Source organism: Bacillus mojavensis, from assembly GCF_012648005.1.
GTDB lineage: Bacteria > Bacillota > Bacilli > Bacillales > Bacillaceae > Bacillus > Bacillus mojavensis.
This window is the reverse complement of sequence record NZ_CP051464.1, coordinates 14,387-35,038: the sequence shown is the minus strand read 5'-3', so window position 1 is coordinate 35,038 and position 20,652 is coordinate 14,387. Positions and strand designations below refer to the sequence as shown.

Here is a 20,652-nt window from a genome sequence, read left to right as displayed (position 1 = left end):
GTTTTACCCTTGCTTGGCGGCGTCCTACTCTCACAGGGGGAGACCCCCGACTACCATCGGCGCTGAAGAGCTTAACTTCCGTGTTCGGCATGGGAACGGGTGTGACCTCTTCGCTATCGCCACCAAACAATTGAGAGTGTTCTCTCAAAACTAGATAACAGGTGTGACATCATTAGAAATTAGGTTAAGTCCTCGATCGATTAGTATCTGTCAGCTCCATGTGTCGCCACACTTCCACCTCAGACCTATCAACCTGATCATCTTTCAGGGATCTTACTTCCTTGCGGAATGGGAAATCTCATCTTGAGGGGGGCTTCATGCTTAGATGCTTTCAGCACTTATCCCGTCCGCACATAGCTACCCAGCGATGCCCTTGGCAGAACAACTGGTACACCAGCGGTGCGTCCATCCCGGTCCTCTCGTACTAAGGACAGCTCCTCTCAAATTTCCTGCGCCCGCGACGGATAGGGACCGAACTGTCTCACGACGTTCTGAACCCAGCTCGCGTACCGCTTTAATGGGCGAACAGCCCAACCCTTGGGACCGACTACAGCCCCAGGATGCGATGAGCCGACATCGAGGTGCCAAACCTCCCCGTCGATGTGGACTCTTGGGGGAGATAAGCCTGTTATCCCCGGGGTAGCTTTTATCCGTTGAGCGATGGCCCTTCCATGCGGAACCACCGGATCACTAAGCCCGACTTTCGTCCCTGCTCGACTTGTAGGTCTCGCAGTCAAGCTCCCTTGTGCCTTTACACTCTGCGAATGATTTCCAACCATTCTGAGGGAACCTTTGGGCGCCTCCGTTACCTTTTAGGAGGCGACCGCCCCAGTCAAACTGCCCACCTGACACTGTCTCCCCGCCCGATAAGGGCGGCGGGTTAGAAGGTCAATACAGCCAGGGTAGTATCCCACCGATGCCTCCACCGAAGCTGGCGCTCCGGTTTCCAAGGCTCCTACCTATCCTGTACAAGCTGTACCAACATTCAATATCAGGCTGCAGTAAAGCTCCACGGGGTCTTTCCGTCCTGTCGCGGGTAACCTGCATCTTCACAGGTACTATAATTTCACCGAGTCTCTCGTTGAGACAGTGCCCAGATCGTTGCGCCTTTCGTGCGGGTCGGAACTTACCCGACAAGGAATTTCGCTACCTTAGGACCGTTATAGTTACGGCCGCCGTTTACTGGGGCTTCAATTCGCACCTTCGCTTACGCTAAGCGCTCCTCTTAACCTTCCAGCACCGGGCAGGCGTCAGCCCCTATACTTCGCCTTACGGCTTCGCAGAGACCTGTGTTTTTGCTAAACAGTCGCCTGGGCCTATTCACTGCGGCTCTCTCGGGCTTGCACCCTAACAGAGCACCCCTTCTCCCGAAGTTACGGGGTCATTTTGCCGAGTTCCTTAACGAGAGTTCTCTCGATCACCTTAGGATTCTCTCCTCGCCTACCTGTGTCGGTTTGCGGTACGGGCACCTCTCACCTCGCTAGAGGCTTTTCTTGGCAGTGTGGAATCAGGAACTTCGCTACTAAATTTCGCTCGCCATCACAGCTCAGCCTTATGGGAAACGGATTTGCCTATTTCCCAGCCTAACTGCTTGGACGCGGATATCCAATACCGCGCTTACCCTATCCTCCTGCGTCCCCCCATTGCTCAAATGGTGAGGAGGTGGTACAGGAATATCAACCTGTTGTCCATCGCCTACGCCTTTCGGCCTCGGCTTAGGTCCCGACTAACCCTGAGCGGACGAGCCTTCCTCAGGAAACCTTAGGCATTCGGTGGAGGGGATTCTCACCCCTCTTTCGCTACTCATACCGGCATTCTCACTTCTAAGCGCTCCACCAGTCCTTCCGGTCTGGCTTCACAGCCCTTAGAACGCTCTCCTACCACTGTTCGAAGAACAGTCCGCAGCTTCGGTGATACGTTTAGCCCCGGTACATTTTCGGCGCAGAGTCACTCGACCAGTGAGCTATTACGCACTCTTTAAATGGTGGCTGCTTCTAAGCCAACATCCTGGTTGTCTAAGCAACTCCACATCCTTTTCCACTTAACGTATACTTTGGGACCTTAGCTGGCGGTCTGGGCTGTTTCCCTTTCGACTACGGATCTTATCACTCGCAGTCTGACTCCCAAGGATAAGTCATTGGCATTCGGAGTTTGACTGAATTCGGTAACCCGGTAGGGGCCCCTAGTCCAATCAGTGCTCTACCTCCAAGACTCTTACCTTGAGGCTAGCCCTAAAGCTATTTCGGAGAGAACCAGCTATCTCCAGGTTCGATTGGCATTTCACCCCTACCCACACCTCATCCCCGCACTTTTCAACGTGCGTGGGTTCGGGCCTCCATTCAGTGTTACCTGAACTTCACCCTGGACATGGGTAGATCACCTGGTTTCGGGTCTACGACCACGTACTCATGCGCCCTATTCAGACTCGCTTTCGCTGCGGCTCCGCATCTTCTGCTTAACCTTGCACGGGATCGTAACTCGCCGGTTCATTCTACAAAAGGCACGCCATCACCCGTTAACGGGCTCTGACTACTTGTAGGCACACGGTTTCAGGATCTCTTTCACTCCCCTTCCGGGGTGCTTTTCACCTTTCCCTCACGGTACTGGTTCACTATCGGTCACTAGGGAGTATTTAGCCTTGGGAGATGGTCCTCCCGGATTCCGACGGAATTTCACGTGTTCCGCCGTACTCAGGATCCACTCTGGAGAGAACGAAGTTTTGACTACAGGGCTGTTACCTTCTATGGCGGGCCTTTCCAGACCTCTTCATCTACCTCGTTCCTTTGTAACTCCGTATAGAGTGTCCTACAACCCCAAGAGGCAAGCCTCTTGGTTTGGGCTAATCCCGTTTCGCTCGCCGCTACTCAGGGAATCGCATTTGCTTTCTCTTCCTCCGGGTACTTAGATGTTTCAGTTCCCCGGGTCTGCCTTCTCATATCCTATGAATTCAGATATGGATACCACTCCATTACGAGTGGTGGGTTTCCCCATTCGGAAATCTCCGGATCAAAGCTTGCTTACAGCTCCCCGAAGCATATCGGTGTTCGTCCCGTCCTTCATCGGCTCCTAGTGCCAAGGCATCCACCGTGCGCCCTTTCTAACTTAACCGTTAAAAAGAATCACTATGTGATATCTTGTGTTACTAATTGAATGTGATGTCTACTGTTATCTAGTTTTCAAAGAACACGTTGGTGGAGCCTAGCGGGATCGAACCGCTGACCTCCTGCGTGCAAAGCAGGCGCTCTCCCAGCTGAGCTAAGGCCCCATTTGTATAAGATGGTGGGCCTGAGTGGACTCGAACCACCGACCTCACGCTTATCAGGCGTGCGCTCTAACCAGCTGAGCTACAGGCCCATCTTAACTTATTCAAGGAACAAAGTTCCTTCAAAACTAAACAAGACAGGGAACGTTCTGTTTATAAGACCCAAGGCCTTATATTCCGTAAATATCCTTAGAAAGGAGGTGATCCAGCCGCACCTTCCGATACGGCTACCTTGTTACGACTTCACCCCAATCATCTGTCCCACCTTCGGCGGCTGGCTCCATAAAGGTTACCTCACCGACTTCGGGTGTTACAAACTCTCGTGGTGTGACGGGCGGTGTGTACAAGGCCCGGGAACGTATTCACCGCGGCATGCTGATCCGCGATTACTAGCGATTCCAGCTTCACGCAGTCGAGTTGCAGACTGCGATCCGAACTGAGAACAGATTTGTGGGATTGGCTTAACCTCGCGGTTTCGCTGCCCTTTGTTCTGTCCATTGTAGCACGTGTGTAGCCCAGGTCATAAGGGGCATGATGATTTGACGTCATCCCCACCTTCCTCCGGTTTGTCACCGGCAGTCACCTTAGAGTGCCCAACTGAATGCTGGCAACTAAGATCAAGGGTTGCGCTCGTTGCGGGACTTAACCCAACATCTCACGACACGAGCTGACGACAACCATGCACCACCTGTCACTCTGCCCCGAAGGGGACGTCCTATCTCTAGGATTGTCAGAGGATGTCAAGACCTGGTAAGGTTCTTCGCGTTGCTTCGAATTAAACCACATGCTCCACCGCTTGTGCGGGCCCCCGTCAATTCCTTTGAGTTTCAGTCTTGCGACCGTACTCCCCAGGCGGAGTGCTTAATGCGTTAGCTGCAGCACTAAGGGGCGGAAACCCCCTAACACTTAGCACTCATCGTTTACGGCGTGGACTACCAGGGTATCTAATCCTGTTCGCTCCCCACGCTTTCGCTCCTCAGCGTCAGTTACAGACCAGAGAGTCGCCTTCGCCACTGGTGTTCCTCCACATCTCTACGCATTTCACCGCTACACGTGGAATTCCACTCTCCTCTTCTGCACTCAAGTTCCCCAGTTTCCAATGACCCTCCCCGGTTGAGCCGGGGGCTTTCACATCAGACTTAAGGAACCGCCTGCGAGCCCTTTACGCCCAATAATTCCGGACAACGCTTGCCACCTACGTATTACCGCGGCTGCTGGCACGTAGTTAGCCGTGGCTTTCTGGTTAGGTACCGTCAAGGTACCGCCCTATTTGAACGGTACTTGTTCTTCCCTAACAACAGAGCTTTACGATCCGAAAACCTTCATCACTCACGCGGCGTTGCTCCGTCAGACTTTCGTCCATTGCGGAAGATTCCCTACTGCTGCCTCCCGTAGGAGTCTGGGCCGTGTCTCAGTCCCAGTGTGGCCGATCACCCTCTCAGGTCGGCTACGCATCGTTGCCTTGGTGAGCCGTTACCTCACCAACTAGCTAATGCGCCGCGGGTCCATCTGTAAGTGGTAGCCGAAGCCACCTTTTATGTTTGAACCATGCGGTTCAAACAAGCATCCGGTATTAGCCCCGGTTTCCCGGAGTTATCCCAGTCTTACAGGCAGGTTACCCACGTGTTACTCACCCGTCCGCCGCTAACATCAGGGAGCAAGCTCCCATCTGTCCGCTCGACTTGCATGTATTAGGCACGCCGCCAGCGTTCGTCCTGAGCCAGGATCAAACTCTCCGATAAAGTAGTTTGACTGACTACGCACATCGCTGTGCGATTTTATAATAAAACTTGAATTAACAGGTACGTTTTGTCTTGTTTAGTTTTCAAAGAACTTTGCAATCGCTCTTTAAGCGACTTTATTATCATAACATTTTCTGCTGTTTCCGTCAACAACTTTTTTTCGTAATTTCTTTAAAAAGTTTATCCGTCATCAGCGACGTATATTAGAATAACACCCTTACGTCTTAAAGTCAATATATAATATGAATTAAACAATAAAATGCTTAATCACTACTAACGCTGCTATTCCCGGTATGCCCAAAATTCCGCTTATGGCTGTTGTGACAATATTAATCGGCACATGGATGCCAAGGCTGCCTCCGAACATGTTCACACATACCAACAACAAAGCACCCGCTACACATTTAACAGCAGTTATACCAATCCACTTTAGCGGCTTTGCAGGTGAACCTGATAAAAACAGAAGAATAACTAGTCCTAAAATAATCCCTATAATGAAAATAGGCTCCATGAATCTTCTCATCCCCTTCGCTTGTTCTAGTACAAGCTTATGAGAAGATCCAGGAGTTTAGACCACTTACTTCCACCGGCTGATTGTCAAATTTCGCTGTTTCGCTTCCCTCAAGTAAAAAAAATACTTCGCTTCAGCTACTTTCAGCTCGCATAAAACCTCAGCTGATGGCTCAAGGCTTTTTTCGACCAGCTTCTTTTGCCTATTCCACTCTTCCTTTTGCTTAAAAAGCTGCTCGATTAGTTTTTCATCAAACTCTCTTCTCAATGTTTTCTTGCGAAGAAAACCCATGGATCGCTTTTTCCTCCCTTACAATTCACGTCTTCCTTCAAGTGCTTTAGAAAGAGTGACCTCATCAGCATATTCCAAGTCACCGCCGACGGGCAGTCCGTGGGCAATACGGGAGAGCTTAATACCAGATGGCTTCAAGAGCCTTGATATATACATCGCTGTTGCTTCCCCTTCTATATTAGGGTTTGTTGCGAGAATCACTTCTGTCACTTGATCATCCTGTAATCGTTTTAACAATTCTGGTATCTTTATATCCTCTGGTCCGATGCCGTCCATTGGGGAAATGGCGCCGTGGAGAACATGATACTGTCCGTTGTATTCTTTCATTTTCTCCATAGCAATAACATCCTTAGGGTCTTGCACAACACAGATAATGGACTTATCCCTTCTTGTATCTTCACATATATAACAAGGGTCCTGATCTGTAATATGCCCGCAAACTGAACAATATGTCAGATTGCGTTTCGCATTTACCAATGCCTTCGCAAAATCTAATACCACATCTTCTTTCATACCTAGAACAAAAAAAGCCAGACGAACCGCTGTTTTCGGTCCGATCCCTGGCAATTTCATAAAGCTGTCGATCAGCTTTGATATTGGTTCAGGATATTGCATTTTCTTTTATCCCCCTAGAACAAACCTGGCATGTTCATTCCTTTTGTAAATTGACCCATTGTTTCGTTTGTGATCTCGTCAACTTTTTTCAAGGCTTCATTTGTTGCAGCAAGCACTAAATCCTGAAGCATTTCGATATCTTCCGGGTCAACTACATCTTCATTAATGATGACATCCAGAATTTCTTTTTGCCCGTTTGCTTTTACTGTTACCATACCGCCGCCTGCAGTTCCTTCAACTACCTTTTCTGCAAGCTCTTCTTGAGCTTTGGCCATATCCTTTTGCATTTTTTGCATTTGCTTCATCATTTTTTGCATATTTCCCATTCCGCCACGCATAGCATTCACTCTCTTTCATATTGTTAGTCTTTTATTTCAATTAAATCCGCTCCGACAAGCTTTTTCGCCTCGGCAATAAGCGGGTCTTCTTCAGCCGGTTCATTTGATCCTTCATTTTCCTGCTGATGATCTACTAAAAATTCTTCTCTTATTTTACCCCATTGTGCTTCTGGAACGCCAATCAAATCTATTCTTTTACCGAGCATTGATTCTAAAATCTGTTCAAGATTAGTCCGGACTCCGTTGTTATCCTCCGCGACCATTTTACAATGTATTTCATATTTGAATTTCAGTACAAATGCTGTAGAAGCTGCAGCCACAGGTTCACTGTCATTCAGCAGCGCAGCATGAGATACTTTGTTTTGCTGTTTCAAATGAGCCAGAAGCTTGCCCCAGCTGCTTTTGAGCTGATCAAGGTCCGTCCTCGTTGCTTCCTTTAAAATCTCATGAATTCTGCCTACCGGCGCTTTGTAATTGGATTTTCCGCCTTTTGGCGCACGCGGTCCCTCTTTTTTCGGACTTTCCGCCGCTGCTTTTACGCCGGTGGTTTTGAGCCGTTCTACTTCTTGCTCAAGCTGCTGGATCTTTTTCATCAGCATATCAACTTCAGGCAGATCCGCAGCAGCTGGTTGATGAGACGTCTGACAAATCTTCACCACAGCCACCTCAAAGAAGATACGGGGATGGTTCGTCCATTTCATTTCCTGGTGGCTCTTGTTCAGGATATCGATCATTTCATATATCGCCTGAGTCGGAATTTGTTCACTCAATTCTCGGAACGTTTCATCGACTTTTACTTTTTCCAGTACACCCTCTAAGCCAGGAGCTGTTTTGAACAGCAGCATGTCTCTGAAATAGAAAATCATATCCTCTATCAGCTTCGCCGGGTCTTTCCCTTGCTGAAGCAGCTCATTCAATGTTTCCAAAGCTTCAGAAACATGTTTTTCATGCAGAGATTGCGCAAGCTTTCCTATATATAACTGAGAAACGGCTCCGGTAATCAGAAGCGCATCATCAACTTTTAGCTCGTCACCGCTGAATGAGACTGCCTGATCAAGAAGGCTCAAAGCATCCCTCATACCGCCATCTGCAGCACTCGCAATAATGTCGAGCGCTCCTTCTTCAACCTGCAGCTCTTCAGCATCAACTATTTTGTTCATACGTCCGACAATCGCTTGGGATGTAATTCGCTTGAAGTCAAAACGCTGACATCTGGATATAATGGTTAAAGGAATTTTGTGCGGTTCTGTTGTTGCTAAAATGAAAATACAATGCTCAGGCGGCTCTTCTAACGTTTTTAATAACGCGTTAAAGGCGCCGATAGACAGCATATGCACCTCATCTATGATATATACCTTATATGTGACGGCCGACGGGGCAAACTTCACTTTGTCGCGGATGTCACGAATTTCATCAACACCGTTGTTAGAAGCGGCATCAATTTCTATGACATCGGATATGGACCCGTTTGTTATCCCTTTACAGGCTGCACATTCGTTACATGGCTCATCAACAGGAGCGTGTTCACAGTTGACAGCTTTGGCAAATATTTTGGCCGCACTGGTTTTTCCCGTACCCCTCGGCCCGGAAAACAGATAAGCATGAGAAAATTTCTTTTGCAAAAGGGCATTTTGCAGCGTTTTTGTAATGTGCTCTTGTCCAACCACATCTTCAAAGCGCTGAGGCCTGAATACTCGATATAAAGCTTGGTAACTCACGGGTGCGCCCTCCTCCGTTATTCATCATTCCCATTATACATGAACCGTGTATCGATTCCAAAAGCTCTTTTACATAACAAAAAACTCACCTAATATTAGGTGAGTTTGAAAATTTGATGATTGATTTACCGTGCACCTTCTGTCGATTCGCTACCCTAAGCGTTACTTAAGCAGTTAGCTCGGCCCAGGCAACCCTGCGGCACATGAGAGGTTTCACTTAATGCTGCTTCCTTCCGGACCTGACATGGTTCATGAATTCCCATTGCGCAGGACCCAAACGTCAACACCACTTACTTAAGGCAGACCTTAAAGTAAACGAACCTCGAGAAGGGATTCGGCCCCGCTAGAGCGGATTGCGGGTACAGGGCACCGCTACCTCCCCGCTTAGCACGGCAAAATAAATATCAAATTTTTTGTCGCATCTATGACGATGCACACATAAGTATATCCTTTTCCCCTAAAAATTGCAACCTTACTACTCAGACAAGTTTTTCCTAGAAGCTTTCTTCTTTTTTCTCAACTCTCTGAAAAACGCACTGAGCATTCCTCCGCATTCTTCCTCTAGCACACCGCTCACCACTTCAGCCTGATGATTAAAGCGTTCTTCCTGAAGAAGGTTCATTAACGTGCCTGAACAGCCTCCTTTTGGATCAAAAGCACCAAACACCACTTTTTCCACGCGTGAAAGCACAACAGCTCCAGCACACATCGGACAAGGCTCAAGGGTAACGTAAAGAGTTGCCCCCTCCAGTCTCCATGTTCCAAGTGACTTGCACGCTTCATCAATCACAAGCATTTCCGCATGAGCGATAGACCGCTGCTCTGTTTCTCTTAAATTGTGCGCGCTTGCCACGATTTCATTATTCACGACAAGCACGGCGCCAATCGGCACCTCGCCTTTCGCTTCAGCTTTTTTCGCTTCTTTTATTGCTTCTTTCATATAAAGTTCATCTTGATTCATAAGGTTAGCTCTCTTTTCAAAGTTTTTTCCTTACCTAAAAAGGCTACATATTAATTATAACTTAAACAGAAAGGAGACTGTCGATGTCTAAAGCAGACACAGCTCTTCTCATTGTCGACATGATCAATAATTTTGAATTCGATATGGGAGAAAGCCTCGCCAACAAAACAGAAAAAATCGTTCCTCACATTTTATCATTAAAAAAGCACGCGAGACAAAATGACTGGCCGATTATATACATTAATGATCATTACGGGCTTTGGCAAGCGGATATCCAAAATATCCAGCAAGAATGTGAAAACGAGAAGAGCAAGGCCATTATTGAAAAGATATCACCCGAGGATGCCGACTATTTTCTAATCAAACCGAAACACTCCGCTTTTTATGAAACAGCCCTCCATACCCTCCTTACTGAATTACAGGTGAAACGCATTGTCTTAACAGGTATAGCGGGGAATATATGCGTGCTATTCACTGCTAATGATGCTTACATGAGAGAATACAGCATTACGATACCTAAGGACTGCATTGCTTCTAACAGCGATAAGGATAATGAATTTGCCCTAACTATGATGGAAAATGTTCTTTTCGCAGAAATTACAACGGAAGAACAAATTACTGAAAAACAAACATGATTAGCGCTTTCCTTTCATACATTGTAGCGATATGAAAGGAGGCGTTTTTCATTCAAATTTATGTAGTGAAACAAGGTGACACTCTTACTGCTATCGCTTCACAATACAGAACAACTGTAAATGAAATTACAGAAACGAATGAAATACCGAATCCCGGCAGCCTTGTTGTCGGACAGACCATTGTCATTCCAATAGCTGGCCAGTTTTATGATGTTCAACAAGGCGATACCCTGACATCCATCGCACGGCAATTCAATACGACAGCAGCCGAGCTTGCCAGGGTGAACCGAATCCAGTTAAATACCGTACTGCAGATTGGTTTCCGTTTATACATTCCTCCAGTTCCTAAACGAGACATCGAATCAAGTGCTTATTTGGAGCCCCGCGGAAATCAAGTCAGTGAAAATCTCCAGCAGGTGGCCAGAGAAGCGTCGCCCTACTTAACGTACCTTGGCGCATTCAGTTTCCAGGCACAGCGTGATGGAACCTTAGTCGCACCGCCTTTAACGAATTTAAGAAGCATTGCAGAGAATCAAGACACGACAATGATGATGATTATAACAAACCTAGAAAACCAGGCATTCAGCGATGAGCTCGGCCGGATCCTTTTGAACGACAATACTGTGAAAAGAAGACTTTTGAATGAAATAGTCGAGAATGCCAGAAGATATGGCTTCCGTGCTATTCATTTTGACTTTGAATACTTACGGCCCCAGGATAGAGAGGCATATAATCAATTTCTCCGCGAGGCAAGGGATCTTTTCCATCGAGAAGGCTTAGAAATTTCTACGGCGCTTGCCCCTAAAACAAGCGCAACACAGCAGGGGAGATGGTACGAAGCTCATGATTACAGGGCCCATGGCCAAATTGTCGACTTTGTTGTCCTCATGACATATGAATGGGGCTATAGCGGCGGGCCAGCTCAAGCTGTTTCTCCAATTGGGCCTGTTCGAGACGTCATAGAATATGCTTTGACAGAAATGCCTGCGAATAAAATTGTTATGGGACAGAATTTATATGGGTATGACTGGACACTGCCTTATACAGCAGGAGGAAATCCGGCAAGAGCGATAAGCCCTCAGCAAGCCATTGTCATAGCTGATCAAAACAATGCCGACATCCAGTATGACGAAACCGCTCAAGCCCCTTTCTTTCGCTATACTGATGCAGAAAACAGAAGGCATGAGGTATGGTTTGAGGATGCCCGATCGATCCAAGCCAAATTCAATCTGATTAAAGAGCTGAATTTAAGAGGCATTAGTTATTGGAAGCTGGGACTTTCCTTTCCTCAAAACTGGCTGCTGCTTTCTGATCAATTTCAAGTTGTCAAAAAGACGTTCCGTTAATTTGGAAACGTCTTTTTTTCATAGGGGAATCCAAGGGTTGTGATACAATATGAAGGTCAGCAATTGACGGACGTTTTTTAGAAATAAGGAGGATTCCAATGAATACAGCCCCTTTTATCGCAGTTGAAGGTCCTATCGGGGCAGGAAAAACAACGCTCGCGACGATGCTTTCACAAGAGCTTGGATTCCCTATGATCAGTGAGATTGTTGAGGATAACCCATACCTTGATAAGTTTTATGACAATATAGAGGAATGGAGCTTCCAGCTTGAGATGTTTTTTCTTTGTCACAGATACAAACAGCTTGAGGATACCAGCCTTCACTTTTTAAACGAAGGACAGCCTGTAATAGCTGATTATCACATTTATAAAAATGTGATTTTTGCGGAACGAACGCTGTCTGAACAGCAGCTCAACAAATACAGAAAGATTTATCATCTTCTTACCGATGATCTTCCAAAGCCAAATGTCATCATTTACATAAAGGCAAGTCTGCCAACATTGTTACACCGCATTGAAAAACGCGGGCGCCCCTTTGAGAAAAAAATTGAAACCAGCTATTTGGAACAGCTGATCGCAGATTATGACATCGCCATCAAGCAGCTGCAGGATGCAGATCCAGGTCTTACGGTGTTAACAATAGATGGCGATTCAAAGGATTTCGTTTTGAATAAGAGCGATTTTGAACGTATTGCCGCCCATGTAAAGGAGCTTATAAAATGAAAGAACATCATATCCCTAAGAATTCAATCATTACAGTAGCAGGAACAGTAGGTGTCGGTAAATCAACTTTAACAAGAGCATTGGCTAAACGGCTTGGCTTTAAAACCTCTCTTGAAGAAGTCGATCATAACCCCTACTTAGAAAAATTCTATCATGATTTTGAACGCTGGAGCTTCCATCTGCAAATCTATTTCTTAGCTGAACGGTTCAAAGAACAGAAAAATATTTTTGAAGCTGGCGGAGGGTTTGTACAGGATCGTTCTATTTATGAGGATACTGGGATTTTTGCAAAAATGCACGCTGACAAAGGGACGATGTCAAAGATTGATTATAAAACGTATACAAGCCTGTTTGAAGCAATGGTCATGACACCGTATTTCCCGCATCCTGATGTGCTGATCTACTTAGAAGGCGATCTGGAAAACATATTAACCCGGATTGAGGAACGCGGACGTGAAATGGAGCTTCAAACAGACCGGTCTTATTGGGAAGAAATGCACACACGTTACGAAAACTGGATCAGCGGTTTTAACGCCTGTCCTGTCCTGAAAATCCGTATTGAGGATTATGATCTGAAGAATGATGAAAGTTCTATCGAGAACATTGTTGATCAAATTGCAACTGTCATTCATGAAACGAAAAAAAAGTGAATCTCATGACCTGAGATTCACTTTTTTATGATATTAAAAAATCCGTTGCAAACGGTGCAACGGACAAAACAATCTCCAATATATGCTTGAGTTTCATTAGAATTAAAATCAATATGGCGGAGGAAGAGGGATTCGAACCCCCGCGGGCTTTGACACCCCTGTCGGTTTTCAAGACCGATCCCTTCAGCCGGACTTGGGTATTCCTCCGTATCGACAAGACTTACTATATCATGAATGTTCTGTGATGGTCAAGCATTTTTAAAAACTTTTTTTGTTTTTATAAAAATGTTCAATTTAAATAGCGAAAAGGCGTGCCTTATCAGGCACACCTTTTCAGCATTACGCTTTGATGACTTCTCTATTTCCCATATAAGGGCGAAGCACTTTTGGTATAATGACGCTTCCGTCTTCCTGCTGATAATTTTCTAAAATAGCAGCAACTGTTCTTCCGACTGCCAGACCTGAGCCGTTCAATGTGTGTACATGCTCTGGTTTGCCTTTCGCTTCACGTCTGAAACGAATGTTCGCACGTCTGGCTTGGAACGCTTCGAAGTTGCTGCAAGAAGAAATTTCACGATAAGTGTCTTGGCTCGGAATCCATACTTCTATATCGTATTTTTTCGCAGCTGTAAATCCTAAATCACCCGTACACATGCTCATTACACGGTATGGGAGTTCCAACAGCTGAAGCACACGCTCAGCTTGGTTTGTGAGCTTTTCTAACTCATCATAAGAATCTTCCGGCTTTACAAACTTCACAAGCTCCACTTTATTAAACTGGTGCTGACGGATTAATCCCCGTGTATCGCGCCCTGCTGAACCAGCTTCTGAGCGGAAGCAGGCACTGAATGCCGCATAATTAATCGGCAGGCTGTCTCCTGACAGAATTTCATCCCGATGCATGTTTGTGATCGGCACTTCAGCAGTCGGAATCAAGAAGTAATCCTCTTCTCTGATCTTAAACGCATCCTCTTCGAACTTTGGAAGCTGGCCTGTTCCCGTCATGCTTGCGCGGTTTACCATATAAGGCGGGATGACCTCAGTATAGTTATACTCATCCACATGAAGGTCTAGCATAAAATTATAAAGCGCACGCTCCAAGCGAGCACCTAAGCCTTTATAAAACACGAAGCGGCTGCCTGTCACCTTCGCAGCACGTTCAAAATCAAGAATGCCAAGCTCATCAGCAATATCCCAATGCGGTTTTGGCTCGTATGCAAATGAAGGTGTTTCGCCCCATTTCCGGATTTCCACGTTATCATCTTCTGTTTCACCGACTGGCACTGATTCGTGAGGAATATTCGGGATTGAGAGAAGAATGGTTTCAAGGGCAGATTCCACTGTTCTTAATTCTTCATCAAGTTTTTTAATTTCCTCGCCGACTTCACGCATTTCTTTAATGATATGATCCGCGTCTTTTTTCTCGCGTTTTAAAACAGCTACCTGCTGGGATACTTCATTCCGTTTTCCTTTTAGCTCTTCTACTTTTCCGATAAGCTCTCGTCTTTTATCATCAAGCTCCTCGAACTTATCAAAATCTGTTAAGTCTTCGCCTTTGTGTACAAGCTTTGCTTTAATTTCTTGAAAATTCGCTCTCAGCATTTTCGTATCAAGCATGCGAAACACTCCTTTTTTCATTAAATTCATTGAATTATCGAAAATAAAAAGAGCCCTCATCCCCATGAAAGGGACGAGAGCTCTCGCGTTGCCACCCTGATTGAAAACAAGCCATAGACTTGTTTTCCGCTTTCACACATAACGGTTATCCCGTAAACGCCTACTTCATTCAGCATTTCGCTCAAGGATGGATTCAGACAGCATCTTTCACCGATTCGCACCAACCATCGGCTCTCTTAGAAAGAGAGGCTTCCTACTAGTTCCTATCAACGCTTTTCGATCTTTATTTGTGTTTATAATGTACTATAAGTTTCCACAGCTTTCAACTGTTTTATACAAGGGCTTTTTGCTTGTATTCCTCAACCATTTGAACGAACAGCTTTGTCACCCGATGATCCTCTGTCAGCTCCGGATGGAACGAACAGCCCAAGAAATTATCCTGTTTAGCCGCAACAATGCGTCCGTTATGCTCAGAAATCACTTCAACATTTTCACCGGCTTCCAAGATATGCGGCGCACGGATGAATACGCCAGTAAAAGGTTCGTCCAGCCCTTTAATGGTTAAATCAGCCTCAAAGCTATCGACCTGCCGGCCAAACGAATTCCGTTCAACAACTACATTCAGCAAACCTAAATGAGCGTTATCTGAACCGGCAATTTCTTTTGCCAATATAATTAACCCGGCACATGTCCCAAACATCGGTTTTCCCTGAGCAGCAAACTCACGCAATGGCTCCATGAATTGATACGTATCAATTAAACGGCGCATTGTCGTGCTTTCTCCGCCCGGCAAAATTAAACCATCGATTTCGTTTAGCTGCTCTGGGCGTTTAATAACAAGTCCAGCTGCACCGCATGCTTCAATTGCATGGATATGCTCTCTGACTGCTCCTTGAAGTCCTAGTACACCTATTGTTAACATGTCGCAGCTCTCCTATATTCTTACCAGCCGCGTTCTTGCATACGCTGTTCTGGAAGTAAATTTGAGATTTCAATCCCTTTCATTGCAGTTCCAAGCTCTTTTGAAAGCTCTGCAATCAATTTATAATCAGTGAAGTGAGTTGTTGCTTCCACAATTGCTTTTGCAAATTTTGCAGGATTGTCTGATTTGAAGATACCAGAACCAACAAATACACCGTCAGCGCCAAGCTGCATCATAAGTGCCGCATCTGCAGGAGTCGCTACGCCGCCAGCCGCAAAGTTAACGACAGGAAGTTTACCGTCTCTTTTAATTTGTTGAAGCAGCTCATAAGGCGCTCCCAAATTTTTCGCTTCAGTCATTAGCTCATCATCGCTCATTGCAACCACTTTGCGTACTTGAGCGTTTACCTTGCGCATATGGCGAACAGCCTCAACAATGTTGCCTGTTCCAGGCTCGCCTTTCGTACGAAGCATAGAAGCGCCTTCAGCAATACGGCGTGTTGCTTCACCAAGATCACGGCAGCCGCAGACGAAAGGAACTGTGTATTCATTTTTATTTAAATGAAATTCTTCGTCAGCCGGAGTCAGAACTTCACTTTCATCAATATAGTCAACACCCATAGCTTCAAGCACACGCGCTTCAACAATATGTCCGATACGCGCTTTTGCCATTACCGGGATAGATACTGCATTCATTACTTCTTCCACGATAGTAGGGTCTGCCATACGGGCAACTCCTCCAGCCGCACGAATATCAGCTGGTACACGTTCTAGCGCCATTACAGCGACAGCTCCAGCCTCTTCAGCAATCTTCGCTTGTTCTGCATTGATGACGTCCATGATGACGCCGCCTTTTTGCATTTCTGCCATTCCGCGTTTTACTCGTTCAGTACCTGTTTGAGCCATTTTTTGGTCCCCCTAATCAAGGTATAGTTATATGATTTCTACTTCTTATTGTATCCTAGAAATCCAATAATTCATATGGATATTACTTATTTTATTCGGTTTTTAGGGCTTTGAAAATCATTTTTTATTAAAAATTGGGTTTTTTCAGTATATTAAGCGAAAGAGCCCTAACATTAATCAGAGCTCTTTCCATTCATTAAAACCAGCCAGTTACTGTATCAACAATGCTTCCCCAGATACCAGCAAAAAATCCGCCGATGCTGCGCATTGTTAAAACAAACCAGTTTGCTTTATCTACATTTTCTTTTGTCACAAGGTCTACCCCTGCCAGGCTGCTGTTAAGGAATCCATAGTCCTTTTCATCACCTGTATATTCTGCAGTCAGTTTCCCAACCTTCGTCCCTTTTTTCACAGGGGCAGTCAAGGTGTCTTTGTTTAAAGTGACTTTTGCTTTGTAATTCTTTTCTTCACCATTTTTGACAGGAAGAGAAAATGCCTTGCTTGTCACAATGCCTACTTCTTTCTCTTTACCTTTATCTACAGAAACGGTTTTATGGCCTGTTACCTGATCGCCTTCAGCATAAATTTCTTTCATAGAGAAATTATTGAAAGCATAATCAAACATCTTTTTCGTTTCATCGAAACGGCCAGTGTGAATGTTGCCTTTTGCGTTTAACACTACAGTGATGACACGCATACCGTTTCTTTCAGCTGTTCCTGTAAAACATGAACCCGCAGAGTCAGTAGAACCTGTTTTCAGTCCATCTACAGTTGCACCTTTATACTCACTGACAAGACCCTTCAGCATAAAGTTCCAGTTCGGCATGTCCATTTCATCATCTGTGCCTTTTCTGAACTTCATTTTTGAGATGCTGGAAGTTTCTAAAATCTCAGGGTAGTCAGTAATCAGGTGATCTGCAAGAATAGCCATGTCCTTAGCAGAAACTTCACTTTCTTCATCTACGCTTGTCCCTTCAGGCTGCTTGCCGTGGAGATCCTTGTTTTCAAGACCTGTTGCATTAACAAATTTGTAATTTGTTAATCCCAGTTCTTTTGCTTTTGCATTCATTTTTTCAACGAACTTTGTTTCAGAGCCTGCAATAACTTCTGCAATGGCAATCGCAGCCGCATTTGCAGAATAGATTGCTGTCGCTTGATAAAGTTCTTTTACTGTGTATTTTCCGTCTTTCCGAAGAGGAACGTTTGATAAACTGTTATCTTGGGAAATCTCATACACATAGTCATCAGGCGTATAGGTTTGATCCCATTTTACTTTGCCTTCATCAATTGCTTCTAATAACAGATACTCTGTCATCATTTTTGTCATACTTGCAATTGGCAGTCTTTCCTCTGCATTTTTGCTGTAAAGAATTTTACCTGAAGAAGCTTCGATCATAATAGCAGCTGATGCGTTGATATCAATTGGATCGCTGGCAGCCTTTGCTTTTGACATTGGAGTCAGGCAAGTTACGGCCAGTGTTAAAACAACCAATGACATCAATAGCTGTTTACATTTCTTGATGTTCAATCGTACGACCTCCGTATTTCATTTTTCTTCATCTATAATTAAGCCGTTAAGGACATTTTCAATGCACAACAGTATAAATTTTATCATAATCAGTATAAAAAAAATAGACAGAGTCAGAGACCCTGTCAAATGTTTTTAATTTGTAACAATTTATTTATGAAATTGTATAGTTAGGTGATTCTTTTGTAATCTGTACATCATGCGGATGACTTTCACGAAGGCCTGCACCAGTCATACGAATGAACTGAGCTTCTTCTCTTAAAGCACGAAGATCTTTAGATCCGCAATATCCCATACCAGAACGAAGACCGCCGACTAGCTGATAAACTGTTTCTTCAACCGGTCCTTTGTAAGGTGTGCGTCCTTCAATTCCTTCTGGAACGAATTTTTTGTTTTCTTCTTGGAAGTAACGGTCTTTACTTCCTTTTTCCATTGCAGCAACAGATCCCATACCGCGGTATACTTTGAATCTTCTGCCTTGGTAGATTTCAGTTTCACCAGGGCTTTCTGACGTACCTGCCAGTAAGCTTCCAAGCATAACAGCATGTCCGCCGGCTGCCAATGCTTTTGCAATATCGCCAGAGAATTTAATTCCGCCGTCTGCGATAATTGTTTTGCCATGTTTTCTTGCTTCAGTCGCACAGTCATAAATCGCTGTGATTTGAGGTACACCTACACCCGCTACAACACGAGTAGTACAAATGGAACCCGGTCCGATTCCTACTTTGACTACATCAGCACCAGCTTCGAAGAGTGCCTTTGTTGCTTCAGCAGTTGCTACGTTTCCAGCGATAATATTTAATTCAGGATACGTTTCACGGATCTTTGTCACTGTGTTTAACACGCCTTGAGAATGCCCGTGTGCTGTGTCGATCACAATGACATCCACATTGGCTTCTACAAGCTTTTTCACGCGTGTCATCGTGTCGCCAGTTACGCCAACTGCCGCACCAACGATCAGACGCCCGTGAATGTCTTTAGATGAGTTAGGGAATTCGATAACTTTTTCAATGTCTTTGATCGTGATAAGACCTTTTAATTTATTTTGATCGTCAACGAGTGGAAGCTTTTCAATTTTATGTTTCTGCAAAATCTTTTCAGCTTCGTCTAAAGTCGTTCCAACCGGTGCAGTGACAAGTTCTTCTTTTGTCATGACATCGCTGATTTTCATTGAGTAATCAGAAATAAAGCGAAGGTCGCGGTTCGTGATGATTCCGACAAGCTTTTGGTCTTCTTCGTTATCTACAATCGGAACACCGGAAATTCTGTATTTCCCCATCAAATGCTCCGCATCATAAACTTGGTGATCAGGAGTTAAAAAGAAGGGATTTGTAATAACGCCTCGTTCAGAGCGTTTTACTTTATCAACTTGTTCAGCCTGCTGCTCGATCGACATATTTTTATGAATAATGCCCAAGCCGCCCTGTCTAGCCATTGCAATTGCCATTGCTGATTCTGTTACAGTATCCATACCTGCACTGATGACAGGAATATTCAGCTTTAACGTCTTTGTAAGTTCAACAGATAAATCCACATCACGCGGAAGTACCTCTGACTTAGCTGGTACAAGCAGCACATCGTCGAACGTTAAGCCTTCTTTTGAAAATTTACTTTCCCACATTAGTAAATCCCCCTCTTTTCGGCAAAATATTATATGTAGATTATCAACAAGCCAAGAGCATGTCAAGGAACCCAAAAAGAGTTGAAATATTTAGATAACGGAAAGGAATTAGAAATACATATGACATATCATGAATGGAAAGACTTAGCGCTATTTTATTCCGTAGAATCAACCCAGAAATTTCTAGAAAAAGTCTATGTCTTAAATGGTGCAGATGAGGCGAAACGGAACTCTTTTAAAAACAGCGAGCGGTTTATTTTCTTCTTGAAGCATGCTGAATCATTTTATAAGCAAGCCTCTTGCTCGCCTTTAGAAATCAAACCGATTCTTTTATTTTACGGGATGTCACAGCTGATCAAAGCCTGTCTCATCACACAGGATCCTCACTACCCAAGCCATACATCTGTTCTCGCACATGGCGTCACAGCACGTAAAAGAAAGAAGCAAAATTATTGTTTTAGCGATGATGAAGTAAAAATACAACGCAACGGATTATGTATGCACTTCATGAAACACTTATTTGGTCAATCAGGTATAGAAGATGAACGGTATACTATGAAAAAGTTATTAGCCGCTATACCAGAATTAAGTGATATTTTTTATTTCCAGAAAAAGGAACTATTTATTGCAAAGATTCGGAAGGATAAGGACTTGGTATCTATACCAGAGGATATCGTGATTCATTATAAGATGTCCGATTCACGATTTGTTGAATATATGTCTCATCATTTTCAATGGACCTTTTTGAAGAAAGATAAAGATGATCTTCAGTTCCATCTTTCACGGCAAGACATAAATCCATGGACCTCAATCAGCCTATTATTTGATATGGACAAAAGACAATATTATATTCCTTCTAAACGAGATCAATTTCTAAAACTTCCTGAAATAACAATCCACTATTTAATTTTGTACAACATAGGAATGATTGCGAGGTATGAGACAGAATGGTGGTATGAGCTATTAACGCAGCATGTTAGTGATGATTACGTGTTCATTCAGCAGTTTTTAATGGTAACGGAAAACAAATTCCCTAAATACATTTTGAAATTCCTGCAGCAATATGTATAAACAAAAAACCCAGCTCAATGAGCTGGGTTTTACCCTTGCTTGGCGGCGTCCTACTCTCACAGGGGGAAACCCCCGACTACCATCGGCGCTGAAGAGCTTAACTTCCGTGTTCGGCATGGGAACGGGTGTGACCTCTTCGCTATCGCCACCAAACAATTGAGAGTGTTCTCTCAAAACTAGATAACAGGTGTGACATC

General features: G+C 44.7%; 16 protein-coding genes, 3 tRNA genes, 4 rRNA genes, 1 other RNA gene and 1 other annotated feature. Of the genes, 5 read left to right on the top strand and 19 right to left on the bottom strand.

Features of this window, described 5'->3' with window-relative positions:
• Window positions 1-11 precede the first annotated feature (11 nt).
• From rrf (HC660_RS00175) to tadA, 12 genes are all read right to left on the bottom strand, one after another.
• Window positions 12-127 (bottom strand): 5S ribosomal RNA (rrf, locus tag HC660_RS00175).
• 53 nt (window positions 128-180) lie between these two features.
• Window positions 181-3,108, bottom strand: a 23S ribosomal RNA gene (locus tag HC660_RS00170).
• A gap of 81 nt (window positions 3,109-3,189) precedes the next feature.
• Window positions 3,190-3,265 (bottom strand) — tRNA-Ala (locus HC660_RS00165).
• 12 nt (window positions 3,266-3,277) lie between these two features.
• A tRNA-Ile gene (locus HC660_RS00160) sits at window positions 3,278-3,354 on the bottom strand.
• Between the two features lie 101 nt (window positions 3,355-3,455).
• Window positions 3,456-5,004: ribosomal RNA gene (locus tag HC660_RS00155) — 16S ribosomal RNA — on the bottom strand.
• Together the 16S, 23S and 5S rRNA genes with 2 tRNA genes alongside form the textbook arrangement of a ribosomal RNA operon.
• Before the next feature lie 247 nt (window positions 5,005-5,251).
• A complete protein-coding gene (gene bofA / locus HC660_RS00150; protein ID WP_010332746.1) occupies window positions 5,252-5,515 on the bottom strand; it encodes a sigma-K factor-processing regulator BofA in 264 nt (87 codons plus the stop codon).
• Between the two features lie 66 nt (window positions 5,516-5,581).
• Window positions 5,582-5,806, bottom strand: a complete 225-nt coding sequence (locus HC660_RS00145) for a YaaL family protein (RefSeq protein ID WP_010332745.1) — start codon at window positions 5,804-5,806, stop codon at window positions 5,582-5,584.
• 18 nt (window positions 5,807-5,824) lie between these two features.
• On the bottom strand, window positions 5,825-6,421 hold the full coding sequence (gene recR / locus HC660_RS00140; RefSeq protein WP_003242386.1) for a recombination protein RecR: 597 nt from the start codon (window positions 6,419-6,421) through the stop codon (window positions 5,825-5,827).
• A 14-nt stretch (window positions 6,422-6,435) separates the two neighbouring features.
• Complete coding sequence (locus tag HC660_RS00135; RefSeq protein WP_010332744.1) at window positions 6,436-6,759, bottom strand: YbaB/EbfC family nucleoid-associated protein; 324 nt, start codon at window positions 6,757-6,759, stop codon at window positions 6,436-6,438.
• A 23-nt stretch (window positions 6,760-6,782) separates the two neighbouring features.
• A complete protein-coding gene (gene dnaX / locus HC660_RS00130; RefSeq protein WP_168746742.1) occupies window positions 6,783-8,477 on the bottom strand; it encodes a DNA polymerase III subunit gamma/tau in 1,695 nt (564 codons plus the stop codon).
• Between the two features lie 128 nt (window positions 8,478-8,605).
• Window positions 8,606-8,870: signal recognition particle sRNA large type (ffs, locus tag HC660_RS00125), an RNA gene on the bottom strand.
• An 82-nt stretch (window positions 8,871-8,952) separates the two neighbouring features.
• Window positions 8,953-9,438, bottom strand: coding sequence for a tRNA adenosine(34) deaminase TadA (tadA, locus tag HC660_RS00120; protein WP_168746741.1), 486 nt, complete (start codon window positions 9,436-9,438; stop codon window positions 8,953-8,955).
• A gap of 83 nt (window positions 9,439-9,521) precedes the next feature.
• Here tadA and HC660_RS00115 point away from each other — a divergent pair, with 83 nt between their 5' ends.
• From HC660_RS00115 to dck, 4 genes are all read left to right on the top strand, one after another.
• Window positions 9,522-10,073: a cysteine hydrolase family protein gene (locus HC660_RS00115; protein WP_010332741.1), complete on the top strand. Its 552-nt coding sequence runs from the start codon at window positions 9,522-9,524 to the stop codon at window positions 10,071-10,073.
• A gap of 56 nt (window positions 10,074-10,129) precedes the next feature.
• Window positions 10,130-11,419, top strand: coding sequence for a glycoside hydrolase family 18 protein (locus tag HC660_RS00110; RefSeq protein WP_211090772.1), 1,290 nt, complete (start codon window positions 10,130-10,132; stop codon window positions 11,417-11,419).
• A gap of 98 nt (window positions 11,420-11,517) precedes the next feature.
• On the top strand, window positions 11,518-12,141 hold the full coding sequence (gene dgk / locus HC660_RS00105; protein ID WP_168746739.1) for a deoxyguanosine kinase: 624 nt from the start codon (window positions 11,518-11,520) through the stop codon (window positions 12,139-12,141).
• Window positions 12,138-12,791 (top strand): deoxyadenosine/deoxycytidine kinase, encoded by a 654-nt coding sequence (gene dck / locus HC660_RS00100; protein ID WP_168746738.1) that lies wholly within the window; start codon window positions 12,138-12,140, stop codon window positions 12,789-12,791. The genes dgk and dck overlap by 4 nt, the downstream gene beginning before the upstream one ends.
• Window positions 12,792-12,905: 114 nt before the next feature.
• Here dck and HC660_RS00095 read toward each other — a convergent pair.
• The 6 genes from HC660_RS00095 to guaB form a co-directional block, all read right to left on the bottom strand.
• Window positions 12,906-12,998 (bottom strand) — tRNA-Ser (locus HC660_RS00095).
• A gap of 132 nt (window positions 12,999-13,130) precedes the next feature.
• The gene (gene serS, locus HC660_RS00090) at window positions 13,131-14,408 is read right to left on the bottom strand and encodes a serine--tRNA ligase (RefSeq protein ID WP_168746737.1); all 1,278 of its coding nucleotides are present in this window, start codon (window positions 14,406-14,408) and stop codon (window positions 13,131-13,133) included.
• A 66-nt stretch (window positions 14,409-14,474) separates the two neighbouring features.
• Window positions 14,475-14,687: a binding site (T-box leader), on the bottom strand.
• Window positions 14,688-14,739: 52 nt separating this feature from the next.
• Complete coding sequence (gene pdxT / locus HC660_RS00085) at window positions 14,740-15,330, bottom strand: pyridoxal 5'-phosphate synthase glutaminase subunit PdxT (protein ID WP_168746736.1); 591 nt, start codon at window positions 15,328-15,330, stop codon at window positions 14,740-14,742.
• Between the two features lie 20 nt (window positions 15,331-15,350).
• Window positions 15,351-16,235: a pyridoxal 5'-phosphate synthase lyase subunit PdxS gene (gene pdxS / locus HC660_RS00080; RefSeq protein WP_024123589.1), complete on the bottom strand. Its 885-nt coding sequence runs from the start codon at window positions 16,233-16,235 to the stop codon at window positions 15,351-15,353.
• A gap of 196 nt (window positions 16,236-16,431) precedes the next feature.
• Entirely contained in the window at window positions 16,432-17,763 is a 1,332-nt protein-coding gene (dacA, locus tag HC660_RS00075; RefSeq protein ID WP_168746735.1) for a D-alanyl-D-alanine carboxypeptidase, read from the bottom strand.
• Window positions 17,764-17,917: 154 nt separating this feature from the next.
• On the bottom strand, window positions 17,918-19,384 hold the full coding sequence (gene guaB, locus HC660_RS00070; RefSeq protein WP_168746734.1) for an IMP dehydrogenase: 1,467 nt from the start codon (window positions 19,382-19,384) through the stop codon (window positions 17,918-17,920).
• A 120-nt stretch (window positions 19,385-19,504) separates the two neighbouring features.
• Between guaB and HC660_RS00065 the strand changes: the two genes are divergently transcribed.
• On the top strand, window positions 19,505-20,455 hold the full coding sequence (locus tag HC660_RS00065; RefSeq protein ID WP_168749331.1) for a YaaC family protein: 951 nt from the start codon (window positions 19,505-19,507) through the stop codon (window positions 20,453-20,455).
• Window positions 20,456-20,492: 37 nt separating this feature from the next.
• Here HC660_RS00065 and rrf (HC660_RS00060) read toward each other — a convergent pair.
• Window positions 20,493-20,608 (bottom strand): 5S ribosomal RNA (gene rrf / locus HC660_RS00060).
• Between the last annotated feature and the right edge of the window lie 44 nt (window positions 20,609-20,652).